The organism is Streptomyces sp. NPDC039424 (assembly GCF_055639495.1).
Genome location: NZ_JBVKAI010000008.1, coordinates 190,903 through 214,414 on the forward strand (window position 1 = coordinate 190,903; position 23,512 = coordinate 214,414).

Here is a 23,512-nt window from a genome sequence, read left to right on the forward strand (position 1 = left end):
GATGACGGAGACAGAGACACAGCACCCGGCGGAGTTCGAGGCGCCGCCCCTGCGCAGGCTGCGGTACTTCCACGGCCAGATGCTGGGCGCCAGGGACTTCCAGCGAGAACAGGAGTACTACCGCGAGAAGTTGAAGCTGCGCATGCGCTGTCTGCTCGGGTACGGCGTGGTGTGCGGCCTGTTCGTGGAGCCGGTGCGGCACGACGAGGACGACTGCTCGCCGGCCGGTGACGCCGCCGAGACCGAGGAGACGGAGCGCACCCGGCACAGGGCCAAGGTGCGGATCACGCCCGGACTCGCGGTGGACGTCGACGGCAACGAGGTCGTGGTCCGCGGCGGCTGCGTGATCGATCTGTGGAAGGCGCTGCCGCCGGAGGAACGGGACACGGACACGGTCTGGATCGGTGTCCGGTACGCCGAGCGGGCCGTCGAGGCCACGCGCGCCGTCTACAACGACGCCTGCGCGGAGACCTCCGACTGCGAGTACGGCTGGACGGAGGAGTGCTACTCGGTGCGCGTCACCGGGTGCGAGCCGCCGCGGGACGAACGCTGTGACACCTGCTGCGCCCCGTGCGGACACAAGGTGCTGTGGCTGGCCAGGATCGACTGCGTCGACTTCCGCGAGCCGGTCCGCGAGGACCGGATCCACATGAACGTCCGCCGCCCGTTCGGCCGGCATCTGCCCACGGTGATCACCGGCGTGAACTGGATCCACGGACACACCTACACCATCGACGAGGCCAAGGCCCTGCTCGGCACCCAGCACGAGGACGGCGGGCTGGTGGTGCGGTTCTCCGCCGGCGTGCGGACCGACTCGCTGCAACCGGGCGTGGTCGAGATCCAGGTGATCGAGGGCGGCAGCGGCCGCAACGCCTCCACCTGGTACATGGGCGGTACGTTCGCCCGGCCCGAGGACGACTCCTGCGAGTTCACCGAGGACTTCCGGTACCGGCAGACGACGCGCGAGACGCTGCAGGACGGCGACCGCGTACTGATCACCGTCCGTACGGCGTTCATCCTGGACCGCTGCTGCCGCCCGGTCGACGGCACCCACGTCGGCGGACGCGTACCGCTGATCGAATGCCATGACGACACCGACACCGACACCGATTCCGGTACCGACACCGCCGCGCCGCCCGGCACCGACCGGCGCGGCGGCTGCGACCTCCCGCCGTCCGGCATCGGGCCGTGGACGTCCGGCGCCGGAACGGGTGGGGACGTCTTCGAGAGCTGGTTCTTCGTGAAGGAGCGCTGATCATGGCAACAGACTGCGGATGCGGCTGCGGTGGCGACGCCACCCGCACCTCCGCCTTCGTGCGTCCCCGCTTCTTCGCCGGGCAACTGCTGACCGAGGACGACCTCAGTCTGCTGGTCGACTACATGACGGCGAAGGACAGACTGCGCAACCGCTCCCTGTCCGGTTCGGGAGTCGTCTGCGGACTCGGCGTCACCTGCGACCCCTGCGGCGGCGGAACGGTGGTGGTGCACCCGGGACACGCGTTCGACTGCGCGGGCAACGACATCGTGGTGTCCTGCACCGAACGGGTCGACGTCCGGGCCCTCGTGCAGGAGCAACGCGTCAGCGTCCTCGGCGTGGACTGCCAGGAGCCCTGCGACGACGACGGCGCGCGCCGCTACGGCCTCTTCGTCAGTTACCGGGAGCTTCCCGTCGAGCCGGTCGCGCCCTACGCCACCGAGGAACCCTGCCCCGCGACGGGGTGCGTCCCCTCCCGGATCCAGGAGGGCTTCCGGTTCCTGGTCAAGTGCGGCGACTTCGAGGACCACCGCCACAACCCCGGCACCCGACTGCTCGCGAGCCTCGGCGATCTGGGCCGGGCCGACCAGGCCCGCACCCGCGACCGGCGGCTCGGCCACTACCTCGACGCCCTGTTCACCGCGGCCCTGGGCACGGGCCGCACCTTCCGGTTCGACGCCACCGACGCGAAGCGGTACGCCACCGGGCTCGCCTGGCTGCGTGAGAACGCCGCGGGCGGCGAGGGGCCGCTGCCGCCGCCCACTGCCCGCGAGATGACCGAGCAGGTCCGCGCCGTGGCCGGCGCCGTCGCCCGGTTCGACACCTACGACCCGGCCGGGCAGGACGGTCTCAGGAGGGAGTACCAGGACCTCGAGTCCGTCCCGGAGGCCCGCCGGGTACTCGGAACGGCGTGCGACCGGCTGCGCCACGCCGACATGGAAGCGACGTGGCCCGACCCGCTGCGCCGCACCCTCGCCCGCGCGGTGGTCACCGAGACCGCGGCGCGGATCGTACCCGAACGGGGAGACCCGGACGCGCCGTTGGAAGTACGCCTGGTCGCCCAGGGCACACCGCTCAGCCACGCGCTGCAGGCGGAGTTCCGCGCGGACCTCGTCCTGATCCGGGAGTGGCTCCTCGGCCGCCTGGAGCAGACCGCCGGTGTCGCCGACTGCGCGCTGCGCCCGGAGGTCGCCGCCATCGACGTACCGCCGCTGCTGCCGCCCCCCTCATGGGACAGCACGGAACGCACGACCATCGCCGACCTGCAGCGGATCGCGGAGGCCGGCGCCGCGCTGACAGGCGCGGTGCGCCGGTTCGTGACCGACGCGGCGTGCGCCACGCTGAACCCGCCGTGCGGCGACAGCACCGACACCGACGTCCTGCTCGCGTACGTGGAACTGGACGGCTGCGACGTCGTACGCGTCTGCTCCGCCACCCGGGAACAGGTGCTGCCGGGCGGCTCGGCGTACGGCGAGTGGCTGCCCAAGCTCTACCGGCTGCGGGAACTGGCCGAGCGGGTCTGCTGCCGGCCCCTGCCGCGCCACCGGAAGCCGGAACTCCCGCCCCAGGGCACCGTTCCGCGCCCGTACGTCGAAGGGCTGCTCGGCGACTGGCCGCGCACCGGCGACCTGGAGGAGATGCTGTCCCTGCTGCTCACCCCGGCCCCCGGGGAGACACCGCCCAAGGCCCTGCACGAGCAGGTCTACACCACACCCAGCGAAGTGACCGACAGCATGCAGGAACTGGCCATGCTCAGAACCCAAGTGGCCGACCTCAACGCCGCGTTGGAGGGGTTGCGTGCCCAACTGGGCGGAGCGCAGGAGCAGGTGAGCCGGATGGCGGAGCAGCTGCCCGAGCGGCTCGGACCCCGCCTGGAGGAGCTCGAAGGTACCCCGCGAGGCGGAGACGCCGATCCCGCCACTCCTGCCAACCCCGCCGCTCCCGCCGACCCCGCGAAGCCTCCGGCGAAGCGGACCCGGCCCTCCCGTGGCCGGAAGCCCGGTGAGACGCCATGACGGGCCCGATGCGCCCTGTCTTCCACGAGGGCCAGGTACTGGCCGCCGCGGACCTGTCGGCCACGGTGGAGTACGCGCGCGGCCTCTCCGCCCGGCACGCCCGCCACCTGCACGAATGGGGCATCGCCGAAGGGCTGGGCCTGGTCACCGAGCCCCGTACCGACCCGCTGACCGACGCCCGCTACGTCGAGGTGAGCGTGTCGGCGGGGATCGCCGTCGACGGGACCGGCCGCGAACTGGTCCTCACCGACCCGGTCGTGCTCCGCGAGAGCGACTTCGAGGAGGTCAACGGCGCCGACCAGGAGACGGACGAGCCCTATCCGGTCTTCCTCGCCGCCGCCGACCGGGAACCGGCCACGTCCGCGCGGCCGGACTCCTGCGGCGGCTCCACCGCCAAGACCCGGGTGGAGGAGTCGTACCAGATCCTCTTCGGACGGCTCGGCGACGAGCGGCTGGTCGCCGACCAGCAGCCGCCCGCCACCGGCGCCCCGCTCGCCGACCCGCCGACCCGCTGGCTCGTCCTGCTCGGCTACGTCCGCTGGACGGCGGGCCACTTCAGCGGGATCGAGACCACGGCGCGCGGAGTGCCGGTGCGGTTCGCCGGAGTACGGGCGGACGTCGTCTCGGCCCAGTCGGGCTCGCTGACCCTGCGCACCGGCGCGGCCACCGAGGAGGGCAAACCCGCGATCGTACTGTCCGGCGGCGACCAGCCGAGCCTGGTCTTCGGCCTCTACCAGGGCGGCGGCACCGTCGAACCGCTGATGACCGTGGCGGGCAACGGCAACCTGACGATCGCGGGCAGCTTCAACGGCCGGCTGCCCGTCGGCAGCACCCTGGTGACCTCGGGGACCGCCACCGACGGCATGCTGCTGCCCCTGCCGGCGGGCATCACCGCGGAACAGGTCGCCGACGGCCGGGTCGTGGCCCATGTCCACCTCACCCCGCGTACTCCACCCGTCCTGGGCGAGACGACCCTGTACAGCCCGGTGGAGGCGACCGTGGACGGCGACCTGCGGGTGCGGTGCCGGGTGCGCCTGTACGACCCCGTGAACGGGCCGGGCAATGTCGTCGAGCGGCCCGGGGCGGTCGACTTCCTCGTCGTGGCGACGGTCGCGGCAACGAACGGCGGTGGCTGACGATGGCTCTTTCCGTGGTGTACACGCTGAACACCGGCCATGTCGTGGGCGCGCTGGCCCTGACCGGCGCGACCGCCCTGGCCGACGCCGCCGCGCTGGTCGGGCGCGCCCTGCCGTTGCGGGTCTCCCTCGGCAAGGACGGCACCGCGACCCTGCCGCTCGACGCCCGGGAACTCGGCGTCGCGGCCGTGGACGACGAACCGGGCGTGCCGGCCGAGCCGTTGGCCTACGGAGTCGAGCGCGGCTCGGACGGCAAACCCAAACCGACGCTGCTGCGCCTCCCGTCGTGGACCGGCGGTCTGGTGCTGGCCAAGGACGGCCTCACCGTCACCGTGCCCCACGCCCCCACCGCCCTCATCCCTGTGGTCGCGCTGATCTCCGACGACCAGGACACCCATGTGCTGGCCGGGGAGATTCCCGCCCAGCAGACGGCGGTGACGCTGCCGGTCACCCTCGACGAGAAGACCTCCTACGGCCTGCTGGTGCTGGTGGGCGGCTGGGCGGGCCGCCTGGAGAGGAAGGACCTGCCGTGACCGCGCCCGCCGCCGGGTCCACCGGGGAGATCACCGTGCACCGGTGCTCCGTGACGGTGGTCCGGCGTGGCGGCTGGAGCTGGGGGCCCGATCCGCGCGGCCTCGTCCGCCAGGTCGTCGACGCACTCCCACAGGCCCTGGAGGAGCACTTCGCGGAGCATCTCGCGGGCGACGGCCCGGACGTGGAGATCACCGAGCCGGTGACCGTCACCGTCCGCCCGGCCCGGCCCGGCTGGTCCGGGCACGGCGAGGTGCCGTCCTTCGACGTGCATGTCGCACCGGTACCGGTGACGGAACTCCCCGCCGAGGGCTCCGCCGCCGAACCGGCGTCGTTCGAGGAGTCCTTCGCGCAGGCGCGGACACCGTGGTCGCCGCCCGAGACCGCCGCGCTCTTCACCGAACTCGCCGAACGCGACGAACTGGACGCGCTCCTCGCGCTGCTCCCGGACGACTCGCTCCGGGTCTTCCTGCTCGCACTGCTCGACGCCGACGGCGCCTCGGCCGCGCGGCTGTTCGCGGAACTCGCCCGGCGCGCCCTGCGGACCGGGCCGGCCGAGACGCTGCCCGAGCCGCTGCGCGAAAACCCATCGGCAGCCGACCTGTCCCGGCTGCTCACGGAGTACATCGCGGGGACGGACCACGAGGACGTCGTACGGCTCGTACGATCCCTGCCCGACGCCTTTGACGAGCCGGACCGGACCGCCGCCGAGGTGCGCCCTCCCGCAGCGGACGGCGCCGTACCTCGCGCGACCAGGCGTGAGGTACGGGTGTGCTCCGCGCTGCCCTTCCTGCTCGCCGGTCCGCTGGCCCGGATCGGGTACCTGGACGCGATCGGCCCCGCCCTGGCAGGCGTCGAACTCGCCGACGAGGCACCGCTGTTCGCGGCGGCGCTGGCGTACAAGGTGCTGGGCGCCACCGCACGGGGCTGGCGCCGCGGCGACCAGGACCGCGAGGCCGCGGCCGTCTTCGCCGGTCTCGACCCGCCCGTGCCCGAGGAACGGCTCACCGGTTTCGCCGACCGGGTACGACCCGCGCTCCCGCTCCTCGACGGCGTCCTGGCGCTCGCGGTGTGCCGGGGACACGACCCCGCCGACCCGCTCCTGATCACCGGGACGGACGACGGGCTGCTCCTCGTCGACGCCCAGGGCATGTTCCCGATCGCCTGGGCCGCGGACACCATGCGGCTGCTGCCGCACTGGCAGGCGTGCGGCACACCGCCCGTACTGATCTGCGACGGTCCTCTCCCGCCCGGAACCCTGCGCGAACTCGCCGCGGCGGACGTGCCGTTCCTGACCGCCGTACCACCACTGCGCGGCGACCCGGTGACCCGGCTGCCCTGGCGCCCCCCACTGTGGACGGCCGGCCAGGAGCGACCGGATCCACGGCTCGCCGCTGCCCTGCCCGGCCACGCGGCACGCCTCGTGGACCTGGTCACCGCCCTGGCCGTCGATCGCAGGGCGGTACCGCTCGCGGCCGACGGCGGCCTGGAGCACACCGTGACCCTGGCCGCCACCCTGGGCCTGTCCACCATCGCCTGGACGCTCTGGCAGGGGCGCGAGACCCCGGACCCGGTGTCGGCCCTGAGCCGTTTCGCCGACCTGGAGGCCACGGTCCGGTTCGAGCCCGACGCCGTACGGGTGCGCGTCCCGCTCGGCCGGCGCCACGCGGACCTGCTGCGCGGCGGACTGCTCGCCGACGTCCCCGACGTGGTGTGGCTGGACGGCCGCACCCTCACCTTCTCGGGCGGGTGAGCGACATGGGCGAACCAGCGGTGGAACACCTGCGGATCCGGCTGGCCGGCCTGCACGGCGCACTGCGCGCCGCCGTGGCACGGCAGGCGGAGGTCGCCGCCAGGCTCACCCGGCCGGACCTCACGCCGTACTGCGTGACCGACGAACAGGTCGGAGTCCTCCTCGACGAGGTGCACGGCTTCACCGAGGCCATGGCGGAGCCGTACGACCCCCAGTGGCCGGAGCCGGAGCCCGAACGGCTGCTCAGACGGCGCGCGTCCGCCGAGGGCCGGACCCTGCCGCTGGACGCCCTGGCCGCCAGGTTCCGCCTGACCCGTGCCGAGCAGGACGCGCTGCTCCTCGTCGCCGCGCCCGAACTGGACCGGGGCTACGAGCGGATCTACGCCTACATCGTGGACAACCTGAACCGGCGGCTGCCGAGCGTGGAACTGCTCGTCACCGTCGGCGCGGACGGTGCGGCGGCCCGGCTCGCCCTGCGCCGCGCCCTCGGTCCGGCCGGCCCACTGCGCCGCTGCGGCCTGCTGCGCGCGCACGGAGAGGCCCCGGTGGAACTCGCCCAGGAACTGGTCCTCGGGCCCGGGGTGCTGGACTTCCTGCTGGGCTGGGGTGCGGACGTCGGTCTGCTGGGCCACGACCCCGGCGAGGTCCCGGACCCCCAGCCCCATGTCCTCTCGCCGCACCTGTCCTCGGACCGCCTCATCCGGCTCGGCCGCGCGCTGGGCTCCGGCGGCATCGACCTGGCCGGGCTGTGGGGATGCCCGCCGGACGGTCAGCTCGACGCCGTACAGGCCCTGGCCCGAGCGGCGGGAAGACCACTCCGTCAGCTCACCTCCGCCCCCGAGGCCGACCTGCGGACGGCCGCCGCACTGGGTGCGCTGCTCTGGATCCCCACCGACGACCTGCACGGCGAGCCGCACGCCCCGCACGCCTCCGTCGTGTCCGCGGCGCTGCTCCGCTCGCGCGTACCGGTCTGCCTGACCGGCCTCAAGCCCTGGCGCCCCGCGGGACTGCTCGCCGCCCGCGCCTACGCCGAACTCACCGTCCCCGTACCGGGTTTGGGCGACCGGCGCGCCATGTGGTCGGCCGCGCTCCCGGACCTGGACGGTCCCCTCCTGGAGGACCTCGCCGTCCGCTACCGGATGAGCGGTGGCGAACTGCGCGCCGTGGCCTCCGTCGCCGGGGCCGGGGCGCGTCTGGCCGGCAACGGCCGCCCCGAGCCGGTCTCCGACCACGTCGAACCCGCCATCGCCACGGTCACCCGAGGCCGCAGCGGCAGCTCCGTCCGCTCCATCCTGCCCCGCCGCACCGTCGACGACCTGGTCCTCCCCGAAGTCCAGTTCCACCAGATCCTCGAAATCGCCTCCGCCTTCCGCGCCTGGCCCCGTATCGCCGAAACCTGGGGCTTCGCCCGCCGCACGGCACACGGCGGCGTCAAAGCCCTCTTCACCGGCGAACCCGGCACCGGCAAGACGATGTCCGCGGAGATCGTCACCGGCATGCTCGGCCTGGAACTGCTGAAGGTGGACCTCGCCCAGGTGGTCTCGAAATGGGTGGGCGAGACGGAGAAGAACATGGAGGCCGCCTTCCGGCAGGCCGAGGAGAGCCACGCGGTACTCCTCTTCGACGAGGCCGACTCCCTCTTCGGCAAACGCGGCGAGGTCAAACACGGCACCGACCGCTACGCCAACCTGGAAGTCGGCTACCTGCTGCAACGCCTGGAGGCGAGCGACGGCCTGGTGATCCTCACCAGCAACCTGAAGGACAACATCGACCCGGCGTTCACCCGCCGCTTCCACTTCGTCGTCCACTTCCCCCGCCCGTCCACCCCGGAACGCCGCCGCCTGTGGCGCCTCGCCTTCCCCCCGGAAGCCCCCCTGGCCCCCGACGTCGACCTGGACGTCCTCGCCCGCCTCGACATGACGGGCGCGGGCATCTCGGCTGCGGCCCGCACGGCAGCGTTGGCGGCGGCCGACAGCGACAGCACCACGATCGGCATGCGCCATGTCGTACGCGGTGTAGCGCGCCAGTTCCAGCGCGAGGCACGCTTGCTGCGTCCGGCGGAACTCGGGCCGCATGCCCATTTGCTCGATGACGGCTCACAGGGGTGATACCGATGCTGCCTTCCGAACCGCCGCTGTCGCTCCATCGGCTCCTGGCGCCGGTACCACCTGCCCGGGGCCCGGAGGCCGCGGTCGCCGCCCGCCAGGGACAGCCTGCCGCCACCGTGGCTGAGGCGCCCGTGAGCAACGCGACGATGGCCCACGCGACGCACCACCCAGCCCTGGTGGGGCCTTCACTCCTGGCGGCTCATGACCGGTCGGGCAACGCGGCCGTGGTCAAAGCCGCGATGTTGCGGCAGTGAGGCGCGGCCCTCGGGCCCGGTACGGTGCGTCAGCCGCCGTGTCGGGAGGCGGTCAGGCGCTGCAACTCCTCGATCACCTCGACCAGCTCGCGTATCTCGGCCACGGTCTCCTCGTCGACCGCGTCGTACCGCGGATGCGCGGAATCCCACATCGCCTCTTCCAACCAGTCGGCGTACTGCGTGTGATGCTCGTGCAGTACGGCGAGGAGGGAATCGCCCGAGCGTACGACCTCGTTGTGCGGCTCGATGTCCTTCGAGATCCCGAGGACTGTCGCCCGGCCGGCCCCGAGTTCGGTGAGGCTGTAGCAGTGCATCCGGCCGCCGTGCGTCAGGTTGATGTTGACGCCGAGGAAGAGGGGGACCAGGTCCGGGTCACGTGCGAACACCTTCCGCTCGATGTCCTCCATCGCGGTGGGCCGCTCGGTCGGCCCACCGCGCTCGGGGGGCACGGCCAGCTGCCAGGGCAGGTTGGTGAAGCTCCCCATGAGTTCCAGCGACGTGGGGCCCGCCTCGGCGAGCACGAAGAACTCCTCAGGGAAGCCGACGCCGTAGCAACCGCGTACGATCTCATGGGGGCCCAGGCCCTCGGCGTAGAGGGCCCTTGCCAGACGGGCCATGGAGGCATAGTCGCCCTTGGTCACTCCGCCCCCTCTCTGGCCTGCTTGACTTCGTTCTTGGTGCTCTCCAGGAGCGGAGCCAGCTGCCCCCACTCCCGTTTCAGTGCGTCGGCGGTCAGCGCGGTGATGATGCGGCGCGTCACTTGCTGAGCCTTCTTGATGATCTGCGCAGCTTGCGGCTTGTCCTCATCCATCGCCAATCGGATCAGGTGTTCGGCATCGTTCCTCAGCTTCTTGGCACGTGCCCTGACGACCACGCTGTTCACGGTCCGCCGTGGATCCTCGGCCATCAGTTTGACGACCTCTTCGACATGCACGAAGACCGAGTCCTGCAGTTGGCCCTGCAGTGCCTCCCAGGCTCTCTTGCTGATGCCCTGCGGCCGAGGCGTGGACATGATGAACTCCTGGGCGAGCCGTGTGGCGCTGGCCATGTTCTGTGCCTGCAACACCACTGCGTAGGCCCTGTGGCTGCGGCGGGCGATCTCGTCGGCGTTCAGGTTCGGGTCGAGGCCCTCGCCGCGAGCGGCGCTGCCGACCTTGTGCGGGGGCACCTCGAGGCGACGCTTCTCATCGCCCGGAGCCGGGCTGGTGGTGGTGCTGGCCAGGGGCGCGTAGACGATGGAGAAGCCATCGCCGAACAGCCGCATCAGTTTGATCTTGAGTTTGCGGCCCTCTGCACCACCGATGGGATACAGCTCTCCCTGCGCCTGGAGCAGGCCACGGGTCCGGGCGTCCTGGAAGATTCCCTCTGAACCTTCCTTGTCCCACGCCTTGATGAGCATGTTCGGCTCGGTCGGGTAGAGCATCTGCGGGTACAACTTGGCGATGGCCTCCCGGATCGCCCGGTCCACTTGGTTGGACAGGGTCGTCAGCTGCACGGTGCGGGGGTCGGCGTCCTTGTGCCAGTCGAAGTTCTCGAAGGTGTAGCCCCCGATGGTGAGCAGCGGGTGCTCTCGCAGCTTGGTGAGTATCTCGGTGTAGGCGGCCAGGACGCCCATCCCCTTGACGGTCGCGACGCCGGTGTCGGCGTCCTGGCTGACGATGTGAACCTGCTTGTTGGCCGTGCTGAGGATCTCCACCGCCTTCTGCGTGTACGAGGAGCCGAGCACCTCCTGACGGAACACGCCGTAGGGGAGGGCCTTCTTGTCGCGCAGACCCTTCTCGTTGGCCTCCGCGAGCTCCTTCTTGCCTGACGCGAGGTCCTGGTACTTCGCGCGCACCTCGGCCAGGGGGACGTTGCTGTTCGTCGGCTCCCCGTTCTCGGTGCGGACCCACCTGGGTGTCCAGACGAAACCGAAGACGGCCGCAACGAGCTTGGCCGGCGGCTTGACCATGTTGATGGCCGCGGTGAGCTCACTCTTGTTCTGCTCGGGCTTGAGACCCTCGAAGGTGTTGACACCGATGACGACCGCGGTCCTGGCCGCCGCCATATCCTCCGATGCGCCCCCGGGCGCGTTCCACGCCGTGCTCAGATACCGGGAGGCCACAGCGGGGTTGCCCTCGATCTCCTTGGGAATGGCCGCCATGTTGACGACGAAACCGATGAAGGGGTCGTTCCCCTGTACGGGGGGCCTGACATCGTGCAGTTGCGTGACCGTCGGCCCGTACCTGACGACCGCGATGCGGCCCTGAGCCTGGGCGATCGCATACGGGAATTCCTGCTCCGACAAGGTTTCGACCGGTGTCTCCGCCTCCGGGTTGATGGCCACCTTGACGAGGTACTTGCCCTCGGCCACCTTCTTGAGCTGGATCCGCGTGAGATCGTGCCGCTTCTTGATGGCCGGAAGCCCTCGCCGCACGGACTTGACCGTCGCCGATTCCTCGTCGAGCAGACGCGTCGCGTCGCGCACGGCGGCGTCCAGGGCGCGTTTCTTGTCCGTGTCGGATCGTTTGTCGGGACGCTTCTTCCGGGGGTCGGGCCTGTCCCTCCGCTTCGGCCTGCGCCGTTTGTCCGAGCGGCGCTTGCCCGGGCGGCGCCGGCTCCGAAGGCGCCCGGGCCGCTCCGGGTCCGGCCGGCGCTTCTTGGGCTTCTTCCTGTCGAACTTGGCCTTGAGCTTGGCCCAAAGTTTCTTCACCAGCCCCACGATCTTGTCGATCACCCAGTCCACCGCCCGGTTCACCGGCTTGGACAGGGCCTGGACGATCTGTTTGACCTTGGCGGCGATGCCGCCGAGGCCCAGGAGCGAGGCGAGGAAGCCGAGGAGGACGGGGATGGAGCGGGCGAGGGCGTTTTCGATGAGGGAGGGGACGCCGCCGGTGCCGCCGCGGGCGATGGCGATGACGGCGTCGAGGACGGCGTTGACGAAGTCGATGATCTGGCGGGCCTGGGTGACGATGAAGCGGACGATGTCGATGATCAGCTTCACGGCGCGGACGAACGCGGAGGCGGGGTTGAGGAGTGAGAGGACCCACATGATCCCGGCCTGGACGACCGTGGGCGTCACATAGGCGATGACCTTGTCCAGCAGCTCCTTGCGCAGGTCGCCGACGCGGGTCTTGAGGTCCTCCCACATGCCGGCGACGCCCCGTTTGCGGACCTCGGCGACGAGCGGTAGCGCGGTTTCGGCCGCCGAGATCGCCGGTTCCATCTTCGGGACCTTGCGGACGATCCGGGCGCGGATGTTCTGCCAGGTCAGCCCGAGCAGAGAGGCGAGCATCTGCACGACACCCTGGGCGTCGAACTTGGCGGGCAGTTGGAGCCCCGCCTCGCTCGCCCGGCCGAGCAGCCAGCCCATGATGCCCTGCTGGAGGTGCCGCCCGATGTTGCGCAGGAACTGCCGCAGACCCGCGCCGACGGCGGTCACCAGGTTGCGGAGGAAGCCGATCGGGTCCTTGAGGATCAGCATCACCGCTTGCGCGGCCTTGGCCAGCACCGCCAGCAGCAGGTTCTTGAGCTCCATGATCGTGTTGATCACGGCCTTGACCGCGTCGACGGCCTTGTCGACGAGCCCCTTGTTCTTCTCCTTCTCCGCGGCGATCTCGTCGTCGACGGCCTTGAGGGCGTCGGTGTACTTGGTGGCCAGCGTGTCGACGAGCTGGGTGCCCTTGTCGTCCACGGACTGGGTGAGTTCGTCGAACTTGTCGTTGAACTCGGCTGCCGCTTCACGGCCGATGGCCCGCAGGTCGGCCGGGAGCTTCTGCACCGCGTCCCGCATCTGGGACCGGCCCAGCGCGATGCGCCGCTTCGCCCGGTTCAGCTCCGCGCCGATCGTGGTGGCGACATCGGAGATGACCTGCCGCATCCGGCGGACGTAGTGGTCGCGGGCCTCTTCGAAGATCTTGTCGGCTTCGGCCGGCAGCCCGGCGAACAGGTCGCGTACCCAGCGCAGTTTGCCCGTCGCGCCCGAGTACCGCCGGTCCTTGTACTCCTCCATCCTCCGTTTGTGCTCGGCGGTGAACGCGTCCCGCGCCTGTTTCTCGCCCCTGCCGAACTGGTCGTCGACCAGCTTGTCGAGACCGTCGAGAATGCCCTGGACGTCCTTCTGCATCGTGTCGAAGACACCTTGCAGGAGGGTTGTGACCTGGGCTCTCTTCTCCTCGTCCCGGCCCTTGGCGCCGGTCTTGCCCGTGTCGACCCGCTGCCCGGTCAGCGCCCGCTGGGCGCCCATCGCACCCATCGCGGCGGTGCCGAGCCGCTGCGCCTGCGCGGTCGCGGCGCGCAGCTCCCGCTTCTCGTGCCCGCGCATCCGGCCGGGGGCCACCTCGGAGTGGCGCTCGGCGGTCTTCTTCTCGCTGAGCGCGTGGGTGAACGTGGGCTCGTTGGACCGCTGCAGCTGTGTCTCGGTAACCTGCGCGTCCGCCATCCGCTGGTTGACGTCGGCGGGGCCGGCGGACAGATCGGTGGCCGAGGGCGGCAGGGTGTCCGGTACGGCGTTCGCCGCGTCCGGTGCGCCCGGAGCCCCGGGCGGCCGGTCGGCGGCCATCGGTACGACCTGTTTGGGCACGGCCGCGGAGGTGTCCGGCGGGGCCGCGGTCGTCGTGGCGATCTGCTGGGCGGAGTCCGACTTGCCCTCGCCGACCCGGCCGTGCACCTCCGCGCGGACCTCGTCGGCCTTGCCGGAGTCGGCGAACTTGTCCGCCTCGTCGAGGTTCTTGGGGGCCTTGTCGGCGATCGCCTTCTCGACCGCCCTGATGAACGCTTCCTTGTCGAACTCCTTGGGCTGGGCCTCGTTCATCTTCTCGGCGTTGGCGGTCTTGCCCTGCGCCTCCGTGTCGTCCTTCGGCGGACGCGCCGCGCCCTGTGCGGACGCCGCCTCGGTCCGTGGCGGCGGGTGAGAGGCGGCCAGTGACCGCTTCTTGCGTGTTACGTCCTTCTTCAGATGCGCGAACTTGGGGTCCGCGTGCGGGCCGGGCCGTGCCCGCACCTCCTGCGCGGCACCGGCCGCGGGTGCGGGCGCCGAGGCCGAGGCCGGTGCCGCTGCGGCGGGGCCGGGCTCACCTCGGCCGGCCGCCGCCACGGCGCCGTTGCCGAACATGTCCTGTGCGGCGGCCGGGGGCCGCCCGGGGAGGGGCGGGGCCGGGACCGCCGCGCGCCCGCTCGCCGGGGCGGCCGTCACCGACGAGTTGGACGACTGCGACCGGGAGGACGCGGGGCCGGCTGTCTCCTGCCCGTGTCCCACCGCCGGGGCGGCCGTCGTCGACACCTTCGGCCGCAGTGCGAGAGCCTTCGGCGCTGGCATCGGACGGAATCCCTCCCACGGCACGTCGGCGGCGACGGGAACCCAGTGCCCGGGGACACCCTCACGCAGGGTGCCAGCGCGGGTGTGACGAGAGCGTCACCCCCGTATCTCTCGAAGCGTCAGCCCGCGTCGGGGCCGGGGTCGGAGACGAGGTCGGTGAGGCGCCGCATGAGGGAGACGAGCAGGACGCGCTCGGTGGGTGTGAACGCCTCTTCCTTCAGGATCTGTTCGAGGCCACCCGGGAGACCGTCCACCTCGGCGTCCGCGAGGGCCTGGACGTGGTCTGCCTCGAACGCATCCACGGCCACGAGGCGCTGCGGCTGCCCTCCCGCATCGGCGGCAGCCTGCCGCTGAGCCGCACCGGTGTGGGCAAGGCCCTGCTGGCCTTCTCCGGCGCCGAGCTCGCCTACGAGGAACAGGAGGCCGCACCGGGAGTGAGCTGCATCGCGGCCCCCGCGGTGCGGACGGCGGCGCTGGGGCTGTCCCGGGTCCTGCGCGGGAGCGGGTGACCGCCGGCCGCGCCGGGTTCAGCGGCGCAGCGCCTCGAAGGCCCGCCGGGCGCCGATCCCGATCGCCAGGTCGATGTCCGGTGCAAGGTTGGCCCGGCGGTCGGAGCGGGTGAGCGCGGCCATCGCCACCCGGTCGCCGGACTCGGACTCCACCACGCCGATCTCGTGCCGCAGATGGAGAAAGGTTCCGGTCTTGCCGCTGACCCGGAGCGTGTCCGCGCGCAGCTCGCTCGCCAGCCGCTGCGTGAAGACCTGCAGCCCCATCAGCCGGCGCAGTTCCGCGGTCGCGCCGGTGTGCGCGATCTCGTCCCGCCACACCCGCCGCAGCAGGGTGACGAGCGCCGAGGCGGTGCCGAGGTTGGCGTACGCCGGATCCAGCGTCTCGATGGTGTGCCGCCCCGAGTGGTCGTCGCGGATGGCCAGTTCGAGGGCGAGGGAGAAGTCGTTGCCGGCCGCGCCCGCGGCGCATTCGTACAGGCGGTTGAGCCGGTGCCGCATCCGTATGCCCGGACAGCCCCAGGCGCGCAGGCGGGCGTCGACGTCCTCCACCGGTACCAGGTCCAGCAGCGCGTCGGCGCTCGCGTTGTCGCTGACCGAGAGCATGAGCAGGAGGAGGTCGCCGACGGCCACCGTGGCCGGGTGCCGGAAGGCCGCCAGCCCGGTGGGCCCGACACTGCTCGTGGCGGGGTCGACGGTCACCGGCCGTGCCGCGTCGAGTTCCCCGGTCGCGATCAGGTCCAGCGCGACGAGCGCGAGCGGGACCTTGGCCACCGAGGCGAGGGGTACCGGTTCGTCGACGTCGAAGCCGAGTTGCTCGCCGGTGTCGATGTCGCGGGCGAGGAACGAACCACGGACGCCCAGGTCCGCCCAGTCCGCGGCGATCGCCTCGGCGACGCCGAGGAGGTCGGCGTCACCGGCGACGCAGGCCGGACGGCGCGCGGGGCCGGCGCTCATCCGCGCGCCGCCAGCCGCGACGGGGCGTCCTCGCCCGCGGCCCCGGACGGCGCCGTGACCGGGCCGCCCGTCGGGGCGCCGACGGCCGCGGCCAGGAGCGCCACCAGCCAGTCCGGCACAGGTGCGGCCCCCCGCCGACGCCGTGCCGCGCCCGGGTCGTACCCCCGGTGCAGCGACGCGTCGGCCAGCGGCGCCCAGCTCACCCCGTGCCGCCGGGCGAACGGCTCGGCGCACAGCAGCCGCACCCGCCCGGCCAAGGTCTCGGCGAGCGCGGTCGCCGCGGGCCCCGCCGGACGGAACAGGCCCTCCGGCAGCCCGGCCCGGGCCGCCGCACGACTCAAACGGTCCCGGGCGTAGGGGACTTGGTCCTCCGCCATGGTGAGAACAGGCATCGCGGCCCGCGGTTCGCGCCCCGCGCCCCGGCCGCGTACCGGGCGCAGGTCCTCCAGGTGGACCGCGCGGGGACGAGGCAGCCGCGGGGCCTCGGCCGGGACGGGGGAGGGCCCGTCCGGTGGGGGCGCGGAGGCCAGGCCCAGCGGGACGCGCAGCGCCGCGTTCTCCGGGGGAACGCGGAGCACGGCGTACGCCAGCGATCCCGCGGCCAGGCCCGATTCCCGTTCCTCCGGCGGGAGTTCGTGCACACCGAGCGGGATGCCGTGCTTCGCGCCGGCGCGGATGACCCGCGCCAGCGCCGCCGGGCCGCAGTCCTCGGGCACGCCGACGGCACGTACCGCCGACTGCCGGGCCGACCGCGCCACATGCCGCAGCCGCTGGGCCCGGTCCAGGACGTCCTGGGCGTACGGCAGCAGGAGAACGCCGAACTCGGTGACCGTGACCTGCCGTCGCGACCGGTCGAACAGCAGGCCGCCGAAGTGCTCCTCGAGCGTCTTGATGCGCCGGCTCAGCAGCGGCTGGGCGATCCCCAGCCGGTCGGCGGCGCGCGAGAAGCTCGCCTCGTCGACCGTCGCGACGTATGCCTCCAGGTGCGCCACCAGATCCACCCTGGAGTCATATCAATAAGTTATCGCCCGTTCAAAGTTCACTCTTGGACATGGGTGGAGTTCCGTTGCTTGGCTGTCCGCCATGACCAGTGCCACTCCTCTGCCGCGCCGAGGCCTGCTCAGGTTCGGCCTCGCCGCCTCCACTGTCGTACTCACCTCCGCCGGGCCGGCGTCGGCCGCGCCGGCGGCGCCGCCCTCCCGGGCGCGCGGCGCCGAAGACCGGTTGCGCGATCTCGAGCAGCGGTACGCCGCGCGCCTCGGTGTCTACGCCCGCAACCTCCGTACCGGGGAGGTCGTCTCCTACCGGGCGGGGGAGCGCTTCGCGATGTGCTCGACGTTCAAGGCGTTCGCCGCCGCGGCGATCCTGCGCGACCACGATCGCCGCGCGCCGCTGGGCAAGGTGATCCACTACCCGCCGGCGGATCTGCTGCCGAACTCCCCGATCACCGAACAGCACGTCGCGACCGGCATGACGGTGGGCGACCTGTGCGCGGCCGCGATCCAGCACAGCGACAACGCGGCGGGGAACCTGCTGCTGCGCGAGATCGGCGGACCGGACGGGCTCACCCGGTTCCTCCGTGCGCTCGGCGACCCGGTGAGCCGGCTCGACCGCTGGGAGCCCGAGCTGAACACCGCCGTCCCCGGCGACCCGCGCGACACCACCACACCGGAGGCGCTCGGCCGGGGCTTCGAGCGGCTGGCGCTGGGCCGGGCCCTGGCCGCCCCCGACCGCGAACGGTTCGTCGGCTGGCTGAAGGGCACCGTCACCAGCCGCGAACGGTTCCGCGCCGGACTGCCCGACGGCTGGGTCGTCGGGGACAAGACCGGCACCGGCGACTACGCGAGCGCCCATGACCTCGGCGTGGCCTGGACGACCAGGAGGACACCGCTCCTGCTGGCCGTGCTGTCCTCGAAGACCGCCCAGGACGCGCCGGTCGACAACGCGCTGATCGCCGACGCGGCACGCCTCCTCGCGGACACCCTCGCCCCGGGCGAGTGACGGCGCCCGGCCGGGTCACGGCGACTGGAAGGCCAGCCGGGCCGCGAAGCCGATCAGCAGCAGCCCGGTGACCTGCTCGATGCGGGCCCGCACCCGTGGCCGGCGCAGCACCCTGCCGAGCCGGTCCACGGTGGCCACGTACAGGCTGAACCAGAGCAGGTACAGGACCGCGAACACCAGCGACAGCAGCAGTGCCCGGGGCAGCACAGCGCCCCGGGACGGCAGGAACTGCGGCAGAAAGGTGACGAAGAACAGCGCCACCTTCGGGTTGAGCGCGTTGGACAGGAACCCCTGGCGCAGCATCCGGCCGCCGTCGCCCGCGCGGAGTGCCGCACCGTCCACGGCGTCGTCCTCCCGCGCGCCCTCCCGCACGGTGCGCCGGGCGCCGCGCAGGGTCGCGACGCCCATCCACACCAGGTAGGCCGCCCCCACCACCTTCAGCACGGTGAAGGCGGTGGCGGAGGCCAGCAGCAGCGCGGAGACCCCGAGCGCGGCGGCGGAGACATGGACGCTGAGGCCGAGCACCCCGCCGAGCATGGTCAGCAGCCCGGCGCGGCGCCCGCCGACCAGCGCGTTGCGGGTCATCAGGGCCTGGTCGGGGCCCGGGATGACGATGAGGACCAGACAGGCCGCGGTGAAGGTCAGCACGGGGTGCTCCGCTCCGCCGAGCGGACCGAGCCGACGGCCGCCGCCAGCGCCCGCTGGACGGGTGCCGGTCGCTCGCGCAGGTAGAAGTGCCCGCCGGGGAACCGGCGGACGGCCACCCCGGCCGAGGTGTGCTCGCCCCAGGCCCGTAGTTCGTCCGCCGTGACCCGGTCCTCCTCGCCGCCGAACACGGTCAGCGGCACGGGCAGCGGACCAGCCGGCCACCAGACGTAGGTCTCCAGGATCCGGTAGTCGGCGCGCAGCGCGCCCGCCGCGAGCTCCCGCAGTTCGGCCGAGGCCAGCACCTCGTCCGGCAGCCCGCCGTGCAGGCGGGCCACCGTGTCGAGCAGCTCGTCGTCGGGCAGCCGGTGCAACCCCGTGGCCGGATGCGGCAGATGCGGCGCCCGGAAGCCGGAGACGACCAGCCGGGCCGGCAGCGGACGCCCGGTGGCCGCCAGGGCGCGCGTGACCTCGTAGGCGACCAGCGCCCCCAGGCTGTGCCCGCAGAACACGAACGGGCCCGTGGCGAACGGCACTTCGCCCAGCAACGCCTCCACCAGCTCCCGCATCGAGCCGGGCATGGCCTCGCTCAGGCGCGGGAAGCGGCCCGGCAGCTGCACCGCGTGCACCCGCGCCGTGCGCAGGTCGCGGGCCCAGCGCAGGTACTCGGCCGCTGTACCGCCCCCGTGCGGGAAGCAGTACAGGTCGCAAGGGGCGGGCCGGGACGGCCCGCTGAGCAGCCAGTTGGGCACGGCAGTCACACTCCCGTCGGCCGTGAGGCGGTCAGACGGCGGGCCAGGGCGTCCACCGTGAAGTGGTCGAAGACCTCCCTGGGCCGCAGCGGGACGCCCAGTTCGTCGCGGGCCTTGGCGCAGATGACCAGAGTTGTGGCCGAGTCCACGCCGAGCAGGTCCAGCCCGGTGGCCGGGTCGATCTGGTCCGGGGTCACGTCGAGGAGCTCGGCGAGGAAGCCGGTGAGCCAGCCGGCGACAGAGTCATGGGTGTGCGCGGTGACCGCCGGAGAACAGGGCCGCCAGCACCGCTGTCGGGGTCAGTCCCCGCTCCTCGCAACGCCGTTGCAGCGTCTGCCACTTCTCCTCGGGGAGGTGGAACTCGCGGTGGGTGAAGCGCGGCCGGTGCACGCTCACCGGCGACTTGGCCAGCGGCAGCTCGGGCGGCGGGGCGAGGGCGGCGGCCCGCGAGGTCCAGTAGGCGAGCGCCTTCCGGTAGCGGGGGCCTGTGAGCCCCGTTCCAGTTCGAGGGCGTAGTCACGGAACGTGACGCCCACCGGCGGCAGTTCGAGGTCCGGGTCCTGGCACAGCGCGCTCCACTCGCTGAACAGCAGGGTGAGGCTGGCCAGGTCGACCATCAGCAGGTCGACGCTGACGTGCAGACGGTCGTGGCCGGGCAGCCGGGTCAGGCGGAGGTCGAACAGCGGCCAGTCGGCCGCGGAGTAGACGTGGTGCGACATCTCCTCCCGTAACGCGAGCAGCGTGCGCTCCCTGTCCTCCTCGGAGGCGGAGCGCAGATCGGTACATCGGACCTCGAACCCGGGGACGGTCTCCAGCACGCGCTGGCGTCCGTCGGGGCCGACGACCGCGCGCAGCATGTCGTGCCGCTCCACGAGGTGCCGCCAGGCCCGGGAGAGCACATCGGGGTCGAGGCGGCGGCCCTCCAGTTCGAAGTAGGCGTGCGGGGCGACGTTCCCCAGCACGAAGTTGGGGCCGCGGCCGACCCAGTAGGCGTACTGGATGTCGGTCAGCGGGAACGGCTCGAACCGCTCCGCCCCGGGGGCGTTCGTTGCATTTCGGACCTTCACGGGACTCCCTCTCTCTTCATCGAGCGCAGGTGAGTCGTGCCGGCACCGGCACGGTGGGACGGGTGGTGGGAGACGGCTACGGTACGGGAGGCGGTGCGGCGGACTACCGCGCCCGTGCGGCGGCCTCGACGGGCCGCCGCCGGACCTGTCTGCCGCTCGGCAGGCAGGCGCACTCGCCGAGCAGCACCGGCCCGCCCCCGTCGTCCTCGGCGGACGCGGGCATGGGGCGGCGGGCCCGCCGCAGCGTCGCGGTGAGCGGCAGGACGCCCATCGCGTTCGCCGGGAAGCCGACCCCGGGCACGGTGCGGCGGCCTGTGAGCCGCAGGGGCCGGCCCGCGAGGTGCACGGAGGTGCGGGGCATGGCCGGACCCAGGCATAACCACGACAGCCCGTGCGCGCCGATCAGCCCGTCGACCGGCCGCCACTGGCCAGGCCACCGCATCGATCCCCACCTCTCCGAGCGGCTCCACCTCGGCCGTGACCAGGGGTACGGCCGTCCCCGGGGCGCGGGCGCCGGCCGCCTCTCCGGCCCCGGAGGCCACCGGTACGGCGAGCCACGGGTGACCTGCCTCGGCGGCAGCGGCAGCCGGGTGCCGGGCGCGGCCGGTGCCTCGGCATGCGCGATGCCCGGCACGGCGGCGGCCGGTCCACGCCCACCCGGCGCACCGTACCGTCGTGGGGCGGATAGCAGAAGCGGACCTCGGCGCGGCCGTCGCGATCCGGCCGCAGGCCGGGGGCGCGCCCACCGGGCAAATTCGGCCGCCGCGACGACCGGCGGACCGTCGGGCCCGAAAGCCACGGCGGGGACGCTGATCGAGAAGTCGCTCCCGGCTGGGTACCCGGCTCCGGTCAACCCAGGGGGCTCGGTGCGACGAGGAGGCTGCGGTGACTGCGAGTGACAGCCCTAGGGGCAGTGCGACGGGTACGCGACCGGTCGGCTCGGTACGGGTCGAGCTGCTCGGCATCTACCTCAACGACCATCTGGCGGGAGCGACCGTAGGTACCCGCCGTGTCCAGTACGTGGCCCGGGCGAGCCGTGGCACCCCGCTCGGTGAGGCGCTGGAACCGATCGCGCGGGAGATCGCGGAGGACCGGAAGACCCTGCTGGAGATCATGGACCGGCTCGGGGTGCCGGCGCGCCGGTACAAGGTCTGGGCGGCCGGCGCGGCCGAGCTGGCGGGGCGGCTCAAGCCCAACGGGCGCCTCGTGAACCGGTCTCCGCTCACGTCTGTCGTCGAACTCGAGTTCCTCCGGCTGGGCGTCGAAGGCAAGGCGGCGGCCTGGCGGACGCTGCGTCCGCTGTCGGAGACGGACAAGCGCCTCGATCCGCGGCAGCTCGACGAACTCCTCGCACGCGCGGGGCGGCAGCTGCGCACGCTGGAGGAGCTCCGCTTCCGCAAGTCGCAGGAGGTCTTCCACGAGCACGGATGATCCAGTGTCCTCCGGCGGGTCCCGGGTACTCGCCCTCGCGCAGGAAGCACACAGGACACACAAGGCACAGGTGAGGAAGCCCCGGCATGACCGTTCCCGAAGAGCACCGCCCGAAGACGAACGCCACCGACGAGGTGGTCATGGAGCCGGCGCGGAGCACGGACGCGAAGCGTCGCCGTACCCCCGGACCGTCCAGCCGCACCCTTCGGGAGGCGATGGACGAGGCGGGGATCGAACGGAACGACTTCGAGGACGACAAATAGCGGACAAGGAGGCTCCCCCCATGGCACACACCAGCGTTCCGGAGGTGCTGGCCGCGCTGAAGGACGTCGACTTCCCGGCCGACAAGGACCGGCTGGTCACGGCGGCGCGCTCGGCGGGCGCCCCCGAGGAGGTGGTCAAGGCGCTGCGCGAAATCCCGCCGGAGCGATACGCCGGCCGCGAGGAGGTGGCCCGGTCGGTCCGGGTGGACCCGGACTCGGACCTCGGATACAACCCCGCGCAGCGTGCGGAGCAGGCCCGTCAGGGCGGCAGGCCCGGACTCTCCCAGCACCTGCGGGAAGAGCCGAAGACGCCGATTCAGGAGGAACTGGACCGCTGACGGCTCCCCGCCCCCGAGATTCCCGACCCCGCGATCCGGCCGTGCCGGCGGTGGACCGCGGGCGTGCGGTGCAGAGCGATCAGGGCGGCGTCGTCGTCCAGGCGTCCACCCGTGTGGGCGAAGAGGTCGCGGCGGATGTGGTGCAGGAGCGCCTCGGGCCCGGACTCGGTCCAGCGCGCGACGCGTTCCGCCAGCGGGTAGAAGCCGCCGCCGGCGTCGCGGGCCTCGATGACACCGTCGGTGTGGAGCAGCAGGGTGTCGCCGGGCTCGAAGGAGAACACGTCCAGCGTGTAGTCCGCCGGGCCCGTGCCGCCGACACCCAGCGGGGGCGCGGGATGCAGGCTCGGCACGGTGACCACGTGACCGGGGCTGAGCAGCAGCGGGGGAGGGTGGCCGCAACTGGTCATCCGGGTGACCGGGTCCCCGTCGGGGATCTCCACGAGCAGCGCGGTGGCGAAGCGTTCACCGGCCTCCTCGGGCGGTTCGAAATCGGCGGTGTAGCGGCTCACGCTCTGCTCCAGGGTGGCGGCCAGGTCGGGCAGCGAGGTCTGCCGGTGGGCCGCCTCACGGAAGGCGCCGAGCAGCAGCGCCGCCTCGCCGATCGCGGCGAGCCCCTTGCCGCGCACGTCACCGATCAGGACACGGACGGTGCCGTCGCACCGGGTGGCGGCGTACAGGTCGCCGCCGATCTGGGCCTCGTCCTCCGCGGCCAGGTACAGCGACGCGATCCTCAGCGGGCCGATCTCCTCCGGGAGCGGCCACATCAGCACGTGCTGGGCGGCCTCCGCGACCGTCCGTACCTGGGCGAGCTGCGCCCGGCGCCGGTCGCGGACCGCGCAGTAGAGCACGATCAGGCCCGTCAGCACGGCGAGGGTGACGAGCTGCACCAGGTGGTTGGTGGTGGTCAGCCCGCCGTGGAAGTGGGCGATGACGGTCTGGGCCGCCAGCGCCAGCACGCCCACCAGCCCGGTCGTCCGGGGACCGGCGAAGGACGGGGTGAGCGCCGGCGCGATGACCAGCGCGGGCCCCAGATGGATGTCCTCGGGCGAGCGGATGTCCACCACCGTGATCGCCACGATGAACGCGATCGGAAGCAGCAGCAGCGCGTGGCTCGACTGCCACGACTGCCGCGGAACCGCACCTCTCGCCCGGGGCCCCATGCCTACCAGCCTGCCCCACGCCCCGGCGACCGGCCATCGCGCCG

Annotated in this window: 21 protein-coding genes and 2 pseudogenes; 11 read left to right on the top strand and 12 right to left on the bottom strand. The window is 72.6% G+C overall.

What is annotated here, in order from left to right; all coding sequences use genetic code 11:
• Position 1: 1 nt before the first annotated feature.
• Genes ACZ7L0_RS21935 through ACZ7L0_RS21960 form a run of 6 tightly spaced genes read left to right on the top strand, consistent with a single transcriptional unit; the run spans position 2 to position 8,798 of the window.
• Positions 2-1,255 (top strand): hypothetical protein, encoded by a 1,254-nt coding sequence (locus ACZ7L0_RS21935; RefSeq protein WP_471244175.1) that lies wholly within the window; start codon positions 2-4, stop codon positions 1,253-1,255.
• A gap of 2 nt (positions 1,256-1,257) precedes the next feature.
• On the top strand, positions 1,258-3,270 hold the full coding sequence (locus tag ACZ7L0_RS21940) for a hypothetical protein (RefSeq protein ID WP_471244176.1): 2,013 nt from the start codon (positions 1,258-1,260) through the stop codon (positions 3,268-3,270).
• Positions 3,271-3,278: 8 nt separating this feature from the next.
• Positions 3,279-4,406 carry a hypothetical protein gene (locus tag ACZ7L0_RS21945; RefSeq protein WP_471244177.1) on the top strand — a complete coding sequence of 376 codons (1,128 nt, stop codon included), beginning with the start codon at positions 3,279-3,281 and terminating at the stop codon, positions 4,404-4,406.
• Between the two features lie 2 nt (positions 4,407-4,408).
• Positions 4,409-4,939 (top strand): hypothetical protein, encoded by a 531-nt coding sequence (locus tag ACZ7L0_RS21950; protein WP_471244178.1) that lies wholly within the window; start codon positions 4,409-4,411, stop codon positions 4,937-4,939.
• A complete protein-coding gene (locus ACZ7L0_RS21955; protein ID WP_471244179.1) occupies positions 4,936-6,690 on the top strand; it encodes a hypothetical protein in 1,755 nt (584 codons plus the stop codon). The genes ACZ7L0_RS21950 and ACZ7L0_RS21955 overlap by 4 nt, the downstream gene beginning before the upstream one ends.
• A gap of 5 nt (positions 6,691-6,695) precedes the next feature.
• A complete protein-coding gene (locus tag ACZ7L0_RS21960) occupies positions 6,696-8,798 on the top strand; it encodes an ATP-binding protein (protein ID WP_471244180.1) in 2,103 nt (700 codons plus the stop codon).
• A 283-nt stretch (positions 8,799-9,081) separates the two neighbouring features.
• Here ACZ7L0_RS21960 and ACZ7L0_RS21965 read toward each other — a convergent pair whose 3' ends face one another.
• From ACZ7L0_RS21965 to ACZ7L0_RS21975, 3 genes are all read right to left on the bottom strand, one after another.
• Complete coding sequence (locus ACZ7L0_RS21965) at positions 9,082-9,669, bottom strand: hypothetical protein (protein ID WP_471244181.1); 588 nt, start codon at positions 9,667-9,669, stop codon at positions 9,082-9,084.
• A 20-nt stretch (positions 9,670-9,689) separates the two neighbouring features.
• Positions 9,690-14,348, bottom strand: coding sequence for a phage tail protein (locus ACZ7L0_RS21970; protein ID WP_471244182.1), 4,659 nt, complete (start codon positions 14,346-14,348; stop codon positions 9,690-9,692).
• A 119-nt stretch (positions 14,349-14,467) separates the two neighbouring features.
• Entirely contained in the window at positions 14,468-14,650 is a 183-nt protein-coding gene (locus ACZ7L0_RS21975) for a hypothetical protein (RefSeq protein ID WP_471244328.1), read from the bottom strand.
• Here ACZ7L0_RS21975 and ACZ7L0_RS21980 point away from each other — a divergent pair.
• A pseudogene (locus ACZ7L0_RS21980) lies at positions 14,561-14,857 on the top strand (IclR family transcriptional regulator domain-containing protein); the annotation flags it as partial. The gene ACZ7L0_RS21975 and the pseudogene ACZ7L0_RS21980 sit on opposite strands and share 90 nt — an antisense overlap.
• Positions 14,858-14,875: 18 nt before the next feature.
• Here the strand turns inward: ACZ7L0_RS21980 and ACZ7L0_RS21985 are convergent.
• Together ACZ7L0_RS21985 and ACZ7L0_RS21990 are read right to left on the bottom strand one after the other, a co-directional pair.
• Positions 14,876-15,811: a serine hydrolase gene (locus ACZ7L0_RS21985; RefSeq protein ID WP_471244183.1), complete on the bottom strand. Its 936-nt coding sequence runs from the start codon at positions 15,809-15,811 to the stop codon at positions 14,876-14,878.
• Positions 15,808-16,812 carry a LysR family transcriptional regulator gene (locus ACZ7L0_RS21990; RefSeq protein ID WP_471244184.1) on the bottom strand — a complete coding sequence of 335 codons (1,005 nt, stop codon included), beginning with the start codon at positions 16,810-16,812 and terminating at the stop codon, positions 15,808-15,810. The genes ACZ7L0_RS21985 and ACZ7L0_RS21990 overlap by 4 nt, the downstream gene beginning before the upstream one ends.
• Positions 16,813-16,894: 82 nt before the next feature.
• Between ACZ7L0_RS21990 and bla the strand changes: the two genes are divergently transcribed.
• Complete coding sequence (gene bla / locus ACZ7L0_RS21995; protein WP_471244185.1) at positions 16,895-17,812, top strand: class A beta-lactamase; 918 nt, start codon at positions 16,895-16,897, stop codon at positions 17,810-17,812.
• A gap of 15 nt (positions 17,813-17,827) precedes the next feature.
• On the opposite strand, the gene ACZ7L0_RS22000 is transcribed toward bla, so the two are convergent.
• The 6 genes and pseudogenes from ACZ7L0_RS22000 to ACZ7L0_RS22025 form a co-directional block, all read right to left on the bottom strand.
• A complete protein-coding gene (locus ACZ7L0_RS22000; protein WP_471244186.1) occupies positions 17,828-18,460 on the bottom strand; it encodes a LysE family translocator in 633 nt (210 codons plus the stop codon).
• Positions 18,454-19,209: a thioesterase II family protein gene (locus ACZ7L0_RS22005; RefSeq protein ID WP_471244187.1), complete on the bottom strand. Its 756-nt coding sequence runs from the start codon at positions 19,207-19,209 to the stop codon at positions 18,454-18,456. The genes ACZ7L0_RS22000 and ACZ7L0_RS22005 overlap by 7 nt, the downstream gene beginning before the upstream one ends.
• A 5-nt stretch (positions 19,210-19,214) precedes the next feature.
• Positions 19,215-19,427, bottom strand: a pseudogene (locus ACZ7L0_RS22010) (acyl carrier protein); the annotation flags it as partial.
• A gap of 25 nt (positions 19,428-19,452) precedes the next feature.
• Complete coding sequence (locus ACZ7L0_RS22015) at positions 19,453-19,605, bottom strand: hypothetical protein (protein WP_471244188.1); 153 nt, start codon at positions 19,603-19,605, stop codon at positions 19,453-19,455.
• A complete protein-coding gene (locus ACZ7L0_RS22020) occupies positions 19,602-20,276 on the bottom strand; it encodes a condensation domain-containing protein (protein WP_471244189.1) in 675 nt (224 codons plus the stop codon). Before ACZ7L0_RS22020 ends, ACZ7L0_RS22015 begins: the two co-directional genes overlap by 4 nt.
• A 103-nt stretch (positions 20,277-20,379) precedes the next feature.
• Positions 20,380-20,718 carry a hypothetical protein gene (locus ACZ7L0_RS22025; RefSeq protein WP_471244190.1) on the bottom strand — a complete coding sequence of 113 codons (339 nt, stop codon included), beginning with the start codon at positions 20,716-20,718 and terminating at the stop codon, positions 20,380-20,382.
• A 443-nt stretch (positions 20,719-21,161) separates the two neighbouring features.
• On the opposite strand from ACZ7L0_RS22025, the gene ACZ7L0_RS22030 reads away from it, so the two are divergent.
• The 3 genes from ACZ7L0_RS22030 to ACZ7L0_RS22040 all read left to right on the top strand — a co-directional run bounded on the left by ACZ7L0_RS22030 (position 21,162) and on the right by ACZ7L0_RS22040 (position 22,308).
• The gene (locus ACZ7L0_RS22030; protein WP_471244191.1) at positions 21,162-21,707 is read left to right on the top strand and encodes a hypothetical protein; all 546 of its coding nucleotides are present in this window, start codon (positions 21,162-21,164) and stop codon (positions 21,705-21,707) included.
• Positions 21,708-21,793: 86 nt separating this feature from the next.
• Positions 21,794-21,970, top strand: a complete 177-nt coding sequence (locus ACZ7L0_RS22035; RefSeq protein ID WP_471244192.1) for a hypothetical protein — start codon at positions 21,794-21,796, stop codon at positions 21,968-21,970.
• Between the two features lie 20 nt (positions 21,971-21,990).
• On the top strand, positions 21,991-22,308 hold the full coding sequence (locus ACZ7L0_RS22040) for a DUF2795 domain-containing protein (protein ID WP_471244193.1): 318 nt from the start codon (positions 21,991-21,993) through the stop codon (positions 22,306-22,308).
• On the opposite strand, the gene ACZ7L0_RS22045 is transcribed toward ACZ7L0_RS22040, so the two are convergent.
• The gene (locus ACZ7L0_RS22045; protein WP_471244194.1) at positions 22,287-23,468 is read right to left on the bottom strand and encodes a PP2C family protein-serine/threonine phosphatase; all 1,182 of its coding nucleotides are present in this window, start codon (positions 23,466-23,468) and stop codon (positions 22,287-22,289) included. The genes ACZ7L0_RS22040 and ACZ7L0_RS22045 overlap by 22 nt on opposite strands.
• Positions 23,469-23,512 lie beyond the last annotated feature (44 nt).